A 15,323-nucleotide genomic window follows, 5' to 3' on the forward strand; every position below is an offset into this window, starting at 1 on the left:
GCTCGAAGGTTCGCGAGGTCGAGGACCGCCAGCGCGCCGCCGAGGATGCCAAGCGTCGCGCCGAGGACGAAGAGCGCCGCAAGCGCGAACGCGATGAATCCGCACGCCGCCAGGCCGAGGAAGAGGCGCGGTTGCAGACCGAGGCCGAATCCCGCCGTCGGGCCGAGGAAGAGGCGCGTCGCCGCGCGCCATTGGCTGCCGAACTGGCAACAGTCGATGACGAGGAAGTGGCCAAGCCGAAGCGGGTTGGCGCCGGCGCACCGGTGCGCCGTCCGGTCACGCCTGAAGTGGCGCGTCCGGCCAAGCCGACCAAGAGCGAGGAGGATCGCCGCCGTGGCAAGCTGACGCTGAATTCGGCATTGTCCGACGAAGATGCGCGAGCCCGTTCGCTGTCGTCGATGCGTCGCCGCCAGGAAAAATTCAAGCGCGCGATGCACAATGAGCCGCGCGAGAAAGTCATGCGCGAAGTGATCCTGCCAGAGACCATCACCATCCAGGAACTGGCGCAACGCATGTCCGAGCGCGCGGTCGACCTGGTCAAGTTCTTCATGAAGCAGGGCCAGATCCTGAAGCCGGGCGACGTCATCGACGCCGACACGGCCGAGCTGGTCGCCACCGAATTCGGCCACACGGTCCGCCGCGTCGCCGAATCCGACATCGAGGAAGGCCTGTTCAACATCGCCGACAATGCCGAGGACCTGGTTTCGCGTCCGCCGGTCGTGACGATCATGGGTCACGTCGATCATGGCAAGACCTCGCTGCTCGACGCGATCCGCAACGCCAATGTCGTCTCCGGCGAAGCCGGCGGCATCACCCAGCATATCGGCGCCTACCAGGTCGAGAAGAATGGTCACAAGATCACCTTCATCGACACGCCCGGCCACGCCGCCTTCACGGCGATGCGTGCTCGTGGCGCCCAGGCGACCGACATCGCCATCCTGGTGGTTGCGGCCGATGACAGCGTCATGCCGCAGACGATCGAATCGATCAGCCATGCCAAGGCGGCCGGCGTTCCGATCATCGTGGCGATCAACAAGATCGACAAGCATGATGCCGATCCGCAGAAGGTGCGCTCCGAACTGCTGCGCCACGAGGTTTTCGTCGAATCCATGGGCGGTGAAGTTCTGGACGTCGAAGTGTCGGCGACCAAGGGCACCAATCTCGACAAACTGCTCGAGGCGATCCTGCTGCAGGCCGAAATTCTCGACCTGAAGGCCAATCCGGACCGTACCGCCGAAGGCGTCGTCATCGAGGCCCAGCTCGACAAGGGCCGTGGTCCCGTTGCCACCGTGCTGGTGCAGACCGGCACGCTGATGCCGGGCGACATCCTCGTTGCCGGCAATGAATGGGGCCGGGTGCGTGCGCTGGTCAACGATCGTGGCGTGCAGATCAAGGAAGCGCCGCCGGCGATGCCGGTGGAAGTGCTTGGCTTGCAGGGCACCCCGCAGGCCGGCGATCGCTTCGCCGTGGTCAACAACGAGGCCCGTGCCCGCGAGATCACCGAATACCGCCAGCGTCTGGCGCGCGAGAAGGCGGTTGCCAAGCATGCCGGCCAGCGCGGTTCGCTCGAGCAGATGATGTCGCAGTTGCAGACAAGCGGGCTGAAGGAATTCCCGCTGGTCATCAAGGGCGACGTGCAGGGCTCGATCGAGGCGATCAACGCCGCACTCGATAAGCTCGGTACCGACGAAGTGCGTGCACGCATCGTCCATGCTGGCGCCGGCGCCATCACCGAAAGCGACGTGTCGCTGGCCGAGACTTCGGGTGCCGCGATCATCGGCTTCAACGTCCGCGCCAACGTCCAGGCACGTGCCGCTGCAGCGGCGGCTGGCATCGAGATCCGCTACTACTCGATCATCTACAACCTTGTGGATGACGTGAAGGCGGCTCTGTCGGGCCTGTTGTCGCCGGAGCGTCGCGAGACTTTCATCGGCAATGCGCAGATCCTCGAAATCTTCGACATCACCAAGGTCGGCAAGATCGCCGGCTGCCGTGTCACCGAAGGCAAGGTCGAGCGTGGTGCGGGCGTGCGCCTGATCCGCGACAACGTCGTCATCCACGAAGGCACGCTGAAGACGCTGAAGCGCTTCAAGGACGAAGTTTCGGAAGTCCCCGGCGGCCAGGAGTGCGGCATGGCCTTCCAGAACTACGAGGACATGCGCGTCGGCGACGTCATCGAGTGCTTCCGCGTCGAGATGGTGACCCGGACACTCTGAGTTCGAGTGACTTGTCCATACCGGGCGGTGGTCGAAAGGCCGCCGCCCCAAGTCTATTGAGAATGCCCATATGAGACATGCGGCACGGTTCCATCCCGCGCCTCACGCTTTCAGGATTGAGAAAAATGCCCCGTCCAACCGCATCCAGCCCATCCCAGCGCATGCTGCGCGTCGCCGAACAGGTGCGCCATGCGCTATCCGAAACCCTGCAGCGCGGCGAGATCATCGATCCGCTGATCGAGAACACCGTGGTGTCGGTCTCGGAAGTGCGCATGTCGCCCGATTTGAAGGTCGCTACCGCTTTCGTCTCGCCGCTCGGCGCCAAAGATGCCGATGCGGTGGTCGAGGCGTTGAACAAGCATGCGAAATTCGTCCGTGGCCGTGTCTCCGGCGCGCTGCGGCAGATGAAGTTCATGCCGGAGTTCCGCTTCAAGCTCGACACCTCCTTCGACAATTTTGCCAGGATCAACGACCTCTTGAAATCGCCGGAAGTGGCGCGCGATCTGGGTCCTGAGGACCAGGAAAACGCAGACCAGGACAAAGACGACAACAAGGACACCGAATAGTGGCGCGTCGCGGCAAGAAGAAGGGCCGGCCGATCTCGGGCTGGCTGATCCTGGACAAGCCGGTCGGCATGGGCTCGACCGAAGCCGTCTCCAAGATCAAATGGCTGTTCCAGGCGGAAAAGGCCGGCCATGCAGGCACGCTCGACCCGCTGGCATCCGGCATGCTGCCGATCGCGCTTGGCGAGGCTACCAAGACCGTGCCTTACGTGCAGGACGGCGCCAAAATCTATCGCTTCACCGTTGCCTGGGGACAGGAGCGTTCGACCGATGATCTCGAAGGTCCGGTGACGAAAGAATCCGACCTGCGTCCGTCGGAAGCCCAAGTGCTCGCCCTGCTGCCGAAATACACCGGCGTCATCATGCAGACGCCGCCGCAATTCTCCGCCATCAAGATCGCAGGCGAGCGCGCCTATGATCTGGCCCGCGACGGCGCGACGGTCGACATACCCGCGCGAGAGATCGAGATCGGCCGTCTGGACGTTGTCGAGCATGGCGCCGACCATACTGTTTTCGAGGTCGAGTGCGGCAAGGGCACCTATGTGCGCTCGCTGGCCCGCGACATGGGCCGCGACATCGGCTGCTTCGGTCACATCTCCGAATTGCGCCGGGTCGAGGTCGAGCCGTTCACCTCGGAAGACTTCGTCACCATCGCCGAACTGGAAGCCGCCCGTTTCGGTGTGGAGGAGGTCGACAGCTCGGACACGACAGAAGCCGCTGACACGGCAGAGGCTGCCGACAAGGTGGAAGCGCCAATCGACTTCGACGCCATCGATGCGCTTCTGGTCGATACGTCGGCAGCCCTCGATTGCCTGCCGCAGATCGCCATCAGCGATGACGCGGCAACCAAGATCCGCCTCGGCAACCCGGTCATCATCCGCGGCCGCGACGCACCGGTGGAAGCCGAAGAAGCCTGCGCCACGGCGCGCGGCAAGCTGGTCGCCATCGGTGCCATTGAGCAAGGCATGTTCAAGCCCAAGCGGGTCTTTGCCGGTTGATTCCTGTCGTCTAATGTCGAGGCGAGGACTCGCACGAGGGGAATATGGCAAAGACTGAGACCGTGAAGACGCGGGCACCGGCGAAAACGCGGCGGCCGCCGGTCGGTGCGTCGCCCGGCACGCTGATCGCCGACCCGTCGGCGCGTCGCTCGGAACTGCGTCTGACGCTGATCTCGCCCGAAAAATTCAAGACTATCGAAAATGCCAGCATCGACGACCTCAACACCCATTGCGACAAATGGCCGGTCCTCTGGCTCGACTGCACCGGCCTCGCCAACATCCCGCTGATCGAGGAGATCGGCCGCATTTTCAGCCTGCATCCGCTGGCGCTGGAGGACGTCGTCAACACCGGCCAGCGGCCCAAGGTCGACTTCTTCGAGGACCATGCCTTCGTCGTCGTCAGGATGATCGACGATGTCACCTCGCACCGCTATGAGCAGATCGCCGTCTTCTTCGGCAGCAACTTCGTCGTTACCTTCCAGGAGCGGGAAGGCGATCCATTCGATCCGGTGCGCAAGCGCATCGAAAGTTCGGCGCCCAACCGGCTGCGCGCCCGCGGCGCCGACTATCTTGCCTATGCGCTGATCGATGCCATCGTCGACAGCTATTTTCCGCCGATCGAGGCCGCCGGTGACATGGTCGACAGCATCGAGGACCAGATGCTGCATTCGCCGCACAAACACCAGATGCGGCAGCTGCATGAATTGCGGCGTGACGCCAACGTGCTGAAAGGCGTGCTGTGGCCGATGCGCGATGCGCTGGCGACGCTGATCCGCAACGATGTGCCCTATGTGAAGGCCGAGACCAAGATCTTCCTCAACGACACGCTCGACCATGCGCTCAGGCTGATCGAGCTGGTCGAGACCCAGCGCGATATGCTGACCGGCCTGATCGAGATGCACCTGTCGCTGAGCCAGGCGCGCACCAACGACGTTATCAGCTATCTCACCATCGTCTCGGTCATCTTCATGCCGCTCACCTTCCTGGTCGGCATCTGGGGCATGAATTTCGATCCGGAGTCTTCGCCCTGGAACATGCCGGAACTGAAGGCCTACTACGGCTATCCCTTGTCGCTGCTGTTCATGGCGCTTGTCGCGTTCGGGCTGATCGCCTTCTTCAAATGGAAGAAATGGCTTTGACAGGGATAAACCTGCCATTTTGGCCTGAAAAGCCGGCTTGTGAATTGGGCTGGTGTTTTCCGGGGAATTGCACTATATGCGCCGCAGCTTAGCGCTATGACGCTTTGCTTGCACCGGCCCCTGCTGGACGACATCCCGGCTGAGGGCGACCCGTTTCCTCAAACAGATAAGGAAAAACACGATGTCGATTACTGCCGAGCGCAAACAGGAATTGATGGGTGAATTCGCAACCGCCAAGGGCGATACCGGGTCTCCGGAAGTCCAGGTGGCCATCCTTTCCGAGCGCATCAAGAACCTGACCGACCATTTCAAGGACCACAAGAAGGATAACCATTCCCGCCGTGGTCTGCTTGCTCTCGTCTCCCAGCGCCGCAGCCTGCTTGATTATCTCAAGCGCAAGGACGACGCGCGCTACCAGACGCTGATCGAGAAGCTCGGTCTGCGTCGTTGACGAATTGACCGGCGGGCTTTCGAAGGAGAGCCCGCCGGTCGCGCATTCTGCCAGTCGTATCGACTGGCCAGACCCGGTTTCGATCGTGCAGAGGGCACTCGAAACCGCCCATGGACGGTCATGGGGCAGGATTGCAGGACGCTCGCGCGCACCGCGCCGAAACACCCGAGCCTCCCGTTGTCTTGCCCGTGGCTGCCCGAGAAAGGAAGCCAGGGAAAGGGCATCTCCGCGCACCGTGAAACGGCGCGGCCCTTTCCTCATATTAAGGACAAGAGATGTTCAATCACCACAAAGTGGAAATCGAATGGGGCGGTCGTCCGCTCATCCTCGAAACCGGCAAGATCGCGCGCCAGGCTGATGGCGCGGTGCTCGCCACCTACGGCGAGACCAAGGTCCTCGCCACCGTCGTTTCGATGAAGGAGCCGAAGCCCGGCCTCGATTTCTTCCCGCTGACCGTCAACTACCAGGAAAAGACCTACGCCGCCGGCAAGATCCCGGGTGGCTATTTCAAGCGTGAAGGCCGTCCGAGCGAGAAGGAAACGCTGGTTTCCCGCCTCATCGACCGCCCGATCCGCCCGCTCTTCGCCTCCGGCTACAAGAACGACACCCAGATCGTCGTCACCGTCGTCCAGCATGATCTCGAGAACGATCCCGACATCCTGTCGATCGTTGCCACTTCGGCCGCCCTGACGCTCTCCGGCGTTCCCTTCATGGGCCCGGTTGGCGGCGCCCGCGTCGGCTACATCAACGGCGAATACGTTCTGAACCCGCATGTCGACGAGATGCAGGAATCCAAGCTCGACCTCGTTGTCGCCGGCACCGCCGACGCTGTGCTGATGGTTGAGTCCGAAGCCAAGGAATTGGGCGAAGAGCTGATGCTCGGCGCCGTCATGTTCGGCCACAAGGGCTTCCAGCCGGTCATCGACGCCATCATCAAGCTGGCCGAAGTCGCCGCCAAGGAGCCGCGCGACTTCACCGCGCCGGACTATTCCGCGCTTGAAGCCGAGATGCTGAAGATCGTCGGCGACGAACTCAGCAATGCCTACAAGAACGTCGACAAGCAGAAGCGTTACGCCGCCGTCGACGCCGTCAAGGCGAAGGTCAAGGCAGCGTTTGCCCCGGCCGAAGGCGAAGATGCCAAGTACACTTCCGAGCAGATCGGTTCGGTATTCAAGGAACTCCAGGCCAAGGTCGTGCGCTGGAACATCCTCGACACCGGTTCGCGCATCGATGGCCGTGACCTCAAGACGGTCCGCAAGATCGTCTCCGAAGTCGGCGTCCTGCCGCGCACCCACGGTTCGGCGCTGTTCACCCGCGGCGAGACCCAGGCGCTGGTCGTTGCCACGCTCGGCACCGGCGAGGACGAGCAGTATGTCGATTCGCTGACCGGCATGTACAAGGAGAAGTTCCTCCTTCACTACAACTTCCCTCCCTATTCCGTCGGCGAGACCGGCCGCATGGGTTCGCCGGGTCGCCGCGAAATCGGCCATGGCAAGCTCGCCTGGCGCGCCATTCGCCCGATGCTGCCGAGCGCCGACCAGTTCCCCTACACGCTGCGTGTCGTCTCGGAGATCACCGAGTCCAACGGTTCGTCGTCGATGGCCACCGTCTGCGGCACCTCGCTGGCGCTGATGGATGCCGGCGTGCCGCTGGCCAAGCCCGTCGCCGGTATCGCCATGGGCCTGATCAAGGAAGGCGAGCGTTTCGCCGTTCTATCCGACATCCTCGGTGACGAGGATCACCTCGGCGACATGGACTTCAAGGTCGCCGGCACCGCCAACGGCATCACCTCGCTGCAGATGGATATCAAGATCGAAGGCATCACCGAGGAGATCATGAAGATCGCGCTGGACCAGGCCAAGGATGGCCGCCAGCACATCCTCGGCGAGATGGCGCATGCTCTGACCGGCGCGCGTTCGGAACTCGGTGAGTTCGCACCGCGCATCGAAGTGATGCACATCCCGACCGACAAGATCCGTGACGTGATCGGCTCGGGCGGCAAGGTGATCCGCGAGATCGTCGAAAAGACCGGCGCCAAGATCAACATCGAGGACGACGGCACGGTCAAGATCGCTTCGTCCAATGCCAAGGAGATCGAGGCGGCGAAGAAGTGGATCCACACCATCGTCGCCGAGCCGGAAGTCGGCGAGATCTACGAAGGTACGGTCGTCAAGACCGCGGACTTCGGCGCTTTCGTCAACTTCTTCGGTCCGCGTGACGGCCTCGTCCACATCTCGCAGCTTGCCAACGACCGGGTCGCCAAGACCTCGGACGTGGTCAAGGAAGGCGACAAGGTCTGGGTCAAGCTGATGGGCTTCGACGAGCGCGGCAAGGTCCGCCTGTCGATGAAGGTCGTCGACCAGGCCACCGGCAAGGAACTCGCCCGCGACAAGAAGACCGAAGGCGAAGAAAACGCCGCCTGATTGGTCTGAGATCATGAATCGAAACGGGCGCGGCTTATGTCGCGCCCGTTTTCATTTTCAGCCTGGGTTTCAAAGCGCTTAGACAAGTCGAGATCGAACAATGTCCGCCGAGCCGTTGAAGACGCTTTTCCATCCCTTCGAGGCGGAGGCTGTTCCTCTACCGGCCAAGGGCACGCGCGCCCTGTTTCTCGGCGCTGAGCCGGGTTTTCGCCTGCCTGAAGGCTTTGAGGCGACACTTCACCTCGTGCAGGGTTTCCGGCCGCATTTTAGCGCGCTGCAAGCCTCCGGCTTCGTCGTCACCGCGCAAGTGGAAGGCGATGGCTTCGATATGGCACTTGTGCTTGCCGGCCGGCATCGCGGCCTGAACGAAGTGCGCATCGCGCAGGCGCTTGAGTGCGTGGCGCCGGGCGGCCTGGTCGTCATTGCCGGCGGCAAGGACGATGGCATTGCCAGCCTGCGCAAGCGCGTTGCCGAGCTTGTGCCGCTTGAAGGCCATTTGCCCAAATATCACGGCATTGCCTTCTGGCTGCGACGTCCCGCCGATCTGGCCGCCGCGGAAGAATTGCGCGCTGCCAACCCCGCTCTGCTGGTTGAAGGCCGGTTCCACACCGCGCCCGGCATGTTCTCGTTCGACCGGATCGATACCGGATCGAAATTGCTGGTCGAGAACCTGCCCAATGACCTGCGTGGCAGCATTGCCGATCTCTGCGCCGGCTGGGGCTATGTGGCGGCCGAGATCGCCGCCCGCTCCCCCGGCGTTCAGGCGCTCGACCTCTATGAGGCCGATTTCGCCGCGCTTGAAGCCGCGAAGCTCAATCTGGCAGCGGTCAGCCAGCCGATCGCCAGGAATTTCTTCTGGATCGATCTGCTGAAGGAACCAGTCGAGAAGCGCTACGACGCGATTGCCATGAACCCGCCCTTTCACCGCAGCCGGGCGGCCGAGCCGGAGATCGGCGCCGGCATGATCCGAGCGGCGGCCAAGGCCTTGAAGCCGGGTGGGCGGCTGTTCATGGTCGCCAACCGTCAGCTTCCCTACGAGCCGATCTTGGCGGCTGCCTTTTCGAGCCATGCCGAACTCGCTCGTGACGGCATGTTCAAGGTGCTTTCCGCTCGTCGTTGAAGCATGATCCCGAAAAGTGGATACCGGTTTCGGAAAAGACCATGCTCAGACGAAAACAGATATCGCGTCGCACTCAATGCAGATTGGCAACGCGCCGGACCTCATCGGTGATATGCACGTCGCCGACCCTGATCTTGAGGGGGGCGGGCCTGCCATACAGGTAGCCTTGCACCACCTCGCAGCCGGCTGCCCTGAGCAGTGTCGCCTGGCTTTCGGTCTCGACGCCTTCGGCAATGATGCTGACGCCGAGCGCGCGCGAAAGCCCGACGATGGTCGAGACGACCGCGCCGGAGCTGGAATCCGTGTCGAGGCGGCTGACGAAGGACCGGTCGATCTTCAGCTTGCCGAATGAGAAATCGATCAGGTAGCTCAAATTGGAATAGCCGGTGCCGAAATCATCGACGGCGACCGAAATGCCGATATCCGCAAGCTCCTTCAGGATGGCGGCGGCGCGGTCGCGATCCTGCATCATCGCCGTCTCGGTCACTTCCAGTTCCAGCCGTGACGGCTTGATGCCGGTGCTCGTCATGGTGTCGCGCACGATGCCGACGAAGTCCTTGGTCATGAACTGGACGGGCGAGATGTTGACGGCGACGAAGCAGTCGTCGGGCAGATGCCGGGCGTCGCTGCAGGCTTTGCGCAGCACCCATTCGCCGATCGGACCGATCATGCCGGTTTCCTCGGCGATCGGAATGAACTCCATCGGCGGGATCATGCCGCGTTCCGGATGCCGCCAGCGGATCAGCGCTTCGTAGCCGACGATGCGGCCGGTCGGGAGATCGAGCTGCGGCTGGTAATGAAGGTCGAAGTCACCGCGCTCGAAGGCTGTATGCAGCTCGGATTCGATCCACTGGCGATGGTCGGCGACCCTGCCCATTTCGGCATGGAAGACCGACCAGTTGCCGACGCCGCTGGCGCGCGCGTTCTGCAGCGCCAGATTGGAGCGGCGCAGGATGAGGACGGGATCGACACCGTCCTTTGGCATCGCCACGATGCCGACCGACAGGCTGACCGATTGCAGGTGCGTACCGAGATCATAGGGCTCCATCATCTCGTCGATGAGTCTCTCTATGGTGCTTTCCAAGGACCCTGCGACTTGGTTGTCGGGGAGCAGGATCGCGAATTCACCGGCGCCGATGCGTCCGATCAGCGCGCGCGGCGGCACGCACATCTTCAAGCGCTTGGTGAAGGCGCGGATCAGCTCGTCGCCCTGGCTGTAGCCGATGGCGTCATTGATCTGCTTGAACCGGTCGATGTCGATATCGATGAGGAACATCGGCTCGCCGGTCCGGCTGGTCGCGCATGCCGCCTCGGCAATCTTGCCGACCATCGCCGGACGTGCCACCAGGCCGGTCAGCTTGTCGAAATGGGTTTCCGTGAAGACGAAATCCGCCGATTCATCGACGCCGGCGAAGAAGGACATCGCGGCGACCGACGCCGCCAGTGCGCAAAGAGCGGCCATTACCGAGACCATCATGTCGGCGGAGATGCCGGCAAAGCCATCGCCGAGACCGAGCTTCAGGCCCCAGAGCCCGAGGACGAAACTGCCGAGACCCGAACTCGCTATGGTGAGCAGTCGGAACACCGGTGTTCGCTTCGGGTTGCTGACGGCGAGCATTGAAAGTTCCCCTGAGTACGGGGCTTTCTAGCGGATATCTCCTTAAAATGAGTTTCCGCGAATGAATCCAATTTTATTGGACCGAAAGTATTTCTTGAGCGGATCAATGCGACTGGCGCTGAAACGGGGTTTAGCCGCGCGCTTTAAGCTTCGTGTTTTCAGATGTCCGCCATTTCAAAACCGTCGCGCACCTTTGGCCGACAGGCGTTAGTCTCGCCCGCCGTCGGTCTGCTTCAATTCGTCGAGCGTCGGCATGGAAACGATGTGATAGCCGGAATCGACATAGTGGATTTCGCCGGTAACCCCGGAAGACAGATCCGACAACAGATAAAGCGCCGAACCACCGACCTCGTCGATGGTCACCGTACGGCGCAGTGGCGAGTTTCGCTGCTGGTAGGAGAACATGTGGCGGGCGTCCGAAATGCCGGCGCCGGCGAGCGTGCGCACGGGCCCAGCCGATATGCCGTTTACCCTGATGCCGCGCGGACCGTAATCGTTGGCGAGGTAGCGCACGCTGGCCTCCAGTCCGGCCTTGGCGACGCCCATGACATTGTAGTTCGGCATGACGCGGACGGAGCCCGCATAGGTCAGCGTGATCATCGATCCGCCGTCCTTCATCAAGGTGGCCGCATGGCGGGCGACCTCGGTGAAGGAGTAGCAGGAGATCACCATGGTGCGGACGAAATTATCCCGGCTGGTGTCGGCGTAGAGGCCTTTCAACTCGTTCTTGTCGGAAAAGCCGATGGCGTGGACGATGAAATCCAGCCCGCCCCATTCGTTGCCCAGGGTCTCGAACGTGGCGGCGACCGAAGCGCTGTCCTCGACGTCGCACGGCACGACCAGCGAGGCGCCGAGCTTGTCGGCCAGCGGCTTGACCCGGCGTCCGAAGGCATCGCCCTGATAGGTGAAGGCGAGTTCCGCCCCGTGTTCGGACAATTTCCGGGCGATGCCCCAGGCGATCGAATGATCGTTGGCGACACCCATGACAAGCCCGCGCTTGCCCTTCATCAATCCGTCCATGGCCGGCAAATCCTTATGCGGAATAGCGCTGGAAAACGAGCGTGGCGTTGGTGCCACCGAAGCCGAACGAATTGGACAAAACAGTGTCGATCCTGGCGTCGTCGATGCGCTTTCGCACGATCGGCATGCCCTCGAATTCGGGGTCGAGGGTCTCGATATGGGCGCTTTCGCCGATGAAACCGCCCTGCATCATCAGGATCGAGTAGATGGATTCCTGAACGCCGGCCGCGCCCAGCGAATGGCCGGTCAGCGACTTCGTCGAGGTGATGTACGGCATCTCTGGGCCGAACACCTCGCGGATGGCGCCCATTTCCTTGGAATCTCCCACCGGCGTCGAGGTGCCATGGGTGTTGATGTAGTCGACCGGCGTGGAAACCGTGGCCAGCGCCTGGCGCATGCAGCGGACCGCGCCTTCGCCTGAAGGAGCAACCATGTCGTAGCCATCCGACGTCGCGCCATAGCCGACGATCTCGGCATAGATCTTGGCGCCGCGCGCCTTGGCATGCTCAAGCTCTTCCAGCACCAGCACACCGGCGCCGCCGGCAATGACGAATCCGTCGCGATTGACGTCATAGGCACGGGAGGCGGTCGATGCCTTGTCGTTGAATTTCGACGACATGGCGCCCATGGCGTCGAACAGGTCCGACATCGTCCAGTCGAGATCCTCGTGGCCGCCGGCGAAGACGATGTCCTGCTTGCCCCATTGGATCAATTCATAGCCATTGCCGATGCAATGCGCCGAGGTCGAACAGGCCGACGAGATCGAGTAGTTGACGCCGTGGATCTTGAACCATGTGGCAAGCGTCGCCGATGCGGTCGACGACATTGCCTTCGGCACCGCGAACGGACCGATGCGCTTGGGACTGCCGTTCTTCAGCGTCGTTTCGGCAGCTTCGACGATGGTGCGGGTGGATGGTCCGCCCGATCCCATGACGATGCCGGTGCGCTCATTGGTGATGTCGCTCTCGCCGAGGCCCGCATCCGCGATCGCCTGGTCCATGGCGACGTGGTTCCATGCAGCACCCTGGCTCAGGAAGCGCATCGCACGGCGATCGATCATCGCCGATGGATCGAGCGTCGGCGCTCCCCAGACCTGGCAGCGGAAGCCGTGTTCGGCGAAGGAATCCGAGAAGCTGATGCCTGATCTGGCGTCATGCAGCGAGGCTTGCACCTCGTTGGCATTGTTGCCGATCGACGACACGATGCCGAGGCCTGTGACTACGACACGTCTCATTCGCAACTCCTTCCAGGGATGCCGGCCAAGGGGGCTGGCCAGGGGTGCCGGTCAGCCGACCGCCGACTGCTTGGACAGACCGACTTTCAAATCCGTTGCCGCGTATATGGGTTCGCCATCCGCCTTCAGCCAGCCATCGGCGATGCCGAGCACCAGCCGGCCCCGCATCACGCGCTTGAAGTCGATGCCATATTCGACCTTCTTCACCGAAGGCGTGACCATGCCCTTGAATTTCACTTCGCCGGTCGACAGCGCCATTCCCTTCCCGGGTTCGCCAAGCCAGCCAAGATAGAAGCCCGTCAGTTGCCACATGGCGTCGAGGCCGAGGCACCCCGGCATGATCGGATTGCCGATGAAATGGCAGGCAAAGAACCACAGGTCCGGCTTGATGTCGAACTCCGCGCGGATGAAACCCTTCTCGAAGGCGCCGCCGGTCTCGCTGATCTCGGTGATGCGGTCGAACATCAGCATTGGCGGATAGGGAAGCTGGGCGTTGCCCGGTCCGAACAGTTCGCCGCGGGCGCAGGCCAGCAATTCGTCGTACTCGTAGCTGGATTTACCCGCCATCAATCTCATCCCATATCGTTCCGGGCCATCGGGTGCCCTTGTCGTTGGTTTCCTAACACAATCTGTTTCAGGCCGGAAACCGGCGTTTGCGCTTAGCCTGCTCGTCTGCCTGGGTCAATGCGCGCTATTGATCGCATTCGGACGACAGAATATATGTCCTGAGAGGTCCGGTTTCGGCAGACGTTCATTTTTTTGCCATTCTGGGCGTGTCTTGGGGCGGAACTGTGGGGTTCGACGAGAAGATGGACCTGGACGGCCGGAAGGAAAATGTCGCTGTGGACAAGCGGGTCCGTGAAGCCGGGCTGAGGCCGACGCGTCAGCGCATTGCGCTGGCCGATCTGCTTTTCGCCAAGGGCGACCGGCATCTGTCGGCCGAGGAACTGCACGAGGAGGCGGTTGCCGCCGGCGTGCCGGTGTCGCTGGCCACCGTCTACAATGCCCTTCACCAGTTTACCCAGGCGGGACTTTTGCGCATCCTCGCCGTCGAAGGCGCGAAAACCTATTTCGACACCAACACCTCCGACCACCACCATTTCTACATCGAAGGCGAAAACCGTATATTCGACATCGACAGCGGTCCGGTGACGGTTGCGAACCTGCCGGAGCCTCCGGAAGGGATGGAGATCGCCAATGTCGACATCGTCGTGAGGCTGCGCCCCAAACGCCGCGAATGACTGGCGAGGCCGGAATCATCTGCCAAGCCAGAATTATCGGCCAGGGATGAAACCCCTCGATCTCGTAATCCGGCTCGAATGGGCGATCGTGGCACTGGCTGCCGTCATTTTCTACGGTTCGACCGGCATCTCCTGGTGGCTCTTCGGATTGCTTATCCTGGCGCCTGACCTATCGATGTCGGGCTATCTGGCCGGTCCGCGCGTCGGTGCCCTTGCCTACAACGCCTTGCACATCCTGATCGTGCCCGTGCTGCTGCTGCTCGGCGGGCACATGTGGGGCAATGCGGCCGCGATGGCGGTTGCGCTGATATGGATCGCCCACATCGCCATCGACCGGGCGCTGGGCTACGGTCTGAAGCTGCCGACCGGCTTCCAGGACACCCATCTCGGCCGTATCGGGCATAAAGCCAGGACCGCGAAAGAGAATCAGTCCTTGACCCGTTCGCCGGGATAGGCGCCCCAGACGACCGACTGGGCAAGCCAGCCGGTGTGGCCGTCGAACGTCATTTCGCACCACTGGCCGTCGCAGGATTTGATCGTACCCATGACGCCAGGTTCGATCATCGCGACCACCCTTGCATCCTTGTCGGGGCTGTTGAGAAGATTGATCCGGGTGCCCTTGCCACGCTGCCATGGTGCGACGATTGCCGTGCGTCGGCCGGAAAGCAGCGACTGGTTGATCCAGCCTTCCGAACCATCGGCATCGCGCACGCGGCGCCATGTGTCGAATTCCTGGATGATCTCCATCGGCAGGCCGGCCTTCATGTACATCCAGTCGACCGAGTAGTTGGCGCCGGGGCCGACGCGCGAGTTGACGCGGCCGGATTTCAGGCTGACGAATCGCGGCAGCGGCAGGCCGCTCGGCCCGAGCGTGACGACGCTCTGGGCAGGTGCAGCCGCACTCTGTGCCGCCGTAAGCGGAGAATAAAGCAGAGCGCCGAAAAATGCTGCACTGAGGGCCAGGCGAAGCGACGCGAAACCAGACACTTTCATTCCTTTCGGCGCTTGCCTCGGCGCCCCTTTTTCTTTGTCTTCGGCGGCACCGCTTGTTACATGGGTAATCGGCACCGCGACCGGCTTTCAGTTTCGCCGGTCTTGGTTAAAGAGGTCTCAACGAGATCGGGTTAGAGCAATTCCAGCAAACCTGTGAAGCGGTTTTGCGTTCGGAATTGCGGCAAATACTCGAGAGGGAAACAATGGCAGGCAAAAAAAGGCCTCTCGTCGTCATCACGCGCAAGCTGCCCGACCCGGTCGAGACCCGCATGCGCGAACTGTTCGACGCAAGGCTGAATGTCGAGGA

14 protein-coding genes and 1 pseudogene are annotated in these 15,323 nt (G+C 62.3%); 10 read left to right on the plus strand and 5 right to left on the minus strand.

All coding sequences use genetic code 11. The features are described from left to right. The 7 genes from infB to EN949_RS23295 form a co-directional block, all read left to right on the plus strand. The coding region (gene infB, locus EN949_RS23265) for a translation initiation factor IF-2 (RefSeq protein ID WP_127371792.1) at positions 1-2,216 on the plus strand (2,216 nt) is incomplete at its 5' end. A gap of 125 nt (positions 2,217-2,341) precedes the next feature. Next, entirely contained in the window at positions 2,342-2,782 is a 441-nt protein-coding gene (gene rbfA / locus EN949_RS23270; protein ID WP_024503464.1) for a 30S ribosome-binding factor RbfA, read from the plus strand. Continuing rightward, positions 2,782-3,777 (plus strand): tRNA pseudouridine(55) synthase TruB, encoded by a 996-nt coding sequence (truB, locus tag EN949_RS23275; RefSeq protein ID WP_127367417.1) that lies wholly within the window; start codon positions 2,782-2,784, stop codon positions 3,775-3,777. Before rbfA ends, truB begins: the two co-directional genes overlap by 1 nt. Positions 3,778-3,821: 44 nt before the next feature. Beyond that, entirely contained in the window at positions 3,822-4,916 is a 1,095-nt protein-coding gene (corA, locus tag EN949_RS23280; RefSeq protein WP_063171173.1) for a magnesium/cobalt transporter CorA, read from the plus strand. Positions 4,917-5,055: 139 nt separating this feature from the next. After that, the gene (rpsO, locus tag EN949_RS23285) at positions 5,056-5,367 is read left to right on the plus strand and encodes a 30S ribosomal protein S15 (protein ID WP_269470859.1); all 312 of its coding nucleotides are present in this window, start codon (positions 5,056-5,058) and stop codon (positions 5,365-5,367) included. Positions 5,368-5,642: 275 nt separating this feature from the next. Then, entirely contained in the window at positions 5,643-7,790 is a 2,148-nt protein-coding gene (gene pnp / locus EN949_RS23290; RefSeq protein WP_013527890.1) for a polyribonucleotide nucleotidyltransferase, read from the plus strand. Between the two features lie 100 nt (positions 7,791-7,890). Then, entirely contained in the window at positions 7,891-8,910 is a 1,020-nt protein-coding gene (locus EN949_RS23295; RefSeq protein ID WP_127367148.1) for a class I SAM-dependent methyltransferase, read from the plus strand. Between the two features lie 73 nt (positions 8,911-8,983). Here the strand turns inward: EN949_RS23295 and EN949_RS23300 are convergent, their stop codons facing one another. From EN949_RS23300 to fabA, 4 genes are all read right to left on the minus strand, one after another. Further along, on the minus strand, positions 8,984-10,528 hold the full coding sequence (locus EN949_RS23300) for a bifunctional diguanylate cyclase/phosphodiesterase (RefSeq protein ID WP_024503468.1): 1,545 nt from the start codon (positions 10,526-10,528) through the stop codon (positions 8,984-8,986). 207 nt (positions 10,529-10,735) lie between these two features. Next, on the minus strand, positions 10,736-11,548 hold the full coding sequence (gene fabI / locus EN949_RS23305; RefSeq protein WP_013527887.1) for an enoyl-ACP reductase FabI: 813 nt from the start codon (positions 11,546-11,548) through the stop codon (positions 10,736-10,738). A 13-nt stretch (positions 11,549-11,561) separates the two neighbouring features. After that, the gene (gene fabB / locus EN949_RS23310) at positions 11,562-12,782 is read right to left on the minus strand and encodes a beta-ketoacyl-ACP synthase I (RefSeq protein ID WP_024503470.1); all 1,221 of its coding nucleotides are present in this window, start codon (positions 12,780-12,782) and stop codon (positions 11,562-11,564) included. A 51-nt stretch (positions 12,783-12,833) separates the two neighbouring features. Further along, positions 12,834-13,349, minus strand: coding sequence for a 3-hydroxyacyl-[acyl-carrier-protein] dehydratase FabA (gene fabA / locus EN949_RS23315; RefSeq protein ID WP_013527885.1), 516 nt, complete (start codon positions 13,347-13,349; stop codon positions 12,834-12,836). A 242-nt stretch (positions 13,350-13,591) separates the two neighbouring features. Between fabA and irrA the strand changes: the two genes are divergently transcribed. Both irrA and EN949_RS23325 read left to right on the plus strand, forming a co-directional pair. Next, positions 13,592-14,023, plus strand: coding sequence for an iron response transcriptional regulator IrrA (gene irrA, locus EN949_RS23320; protein ID WP_024503471.1), 432 nt, complete (start codon positions 13,592-13,594; stop codon positions 14,021-14,023). A 46-nt stretch (positions 14,024-14,069) separates the two neighbouring features. Then, the gene (locus tag EN949_RS23325) at positions 14,070-14,477 is read left to right on the plus strand and encodes a DUF4260 domain-containing protein (protein ID WP_063169996.1); all 408 of its coding nucleotides are present in this window, start codon (positions 14,070-14,072) and stop codon (positions 14,475-14,477) included. Here the strand turns inward: EN949_RS23325 and EN949_RS23330 are convergent. Then, positions 14,450-15,010, minus strand: a complete 561-nt coding sequence (locus EN949_RS23330; RefSeq protein ID WP_063170456.1) for an SH3 domain-containing protein — start codon at positions 15,008-15,010, stop codon at positions 14,450-14,452. The two genes, EN949_RS23325 and EN949_RS23330, sit on opposite strands and share 28 nt — an antisense overlap. A 209-nt stretch (positions 15,011-15,219) precedes the next feature. Between EN949_RS23330 and EN949_RS36645 the strand changes: the two are divergent. Continuing rightward, a pseudogene (locus tag EN949_RS36645) lies at positions 15,220-15,323 on the plus strand (D-glycerate dehydrogenase); the annotation flags it as partial.

The organism is Mesorhizobium sp. M7A.F.Ca.US.007.01.2.1, assembly GCF_003998165.1.
Taxonomy (GTDB): Bacteria; Pseudomonadota; Alphaproteobacteria; order Rhizobiales; family Rhizobiaceae; genus Mesorhizobium; species Mesorhizobium ciceri.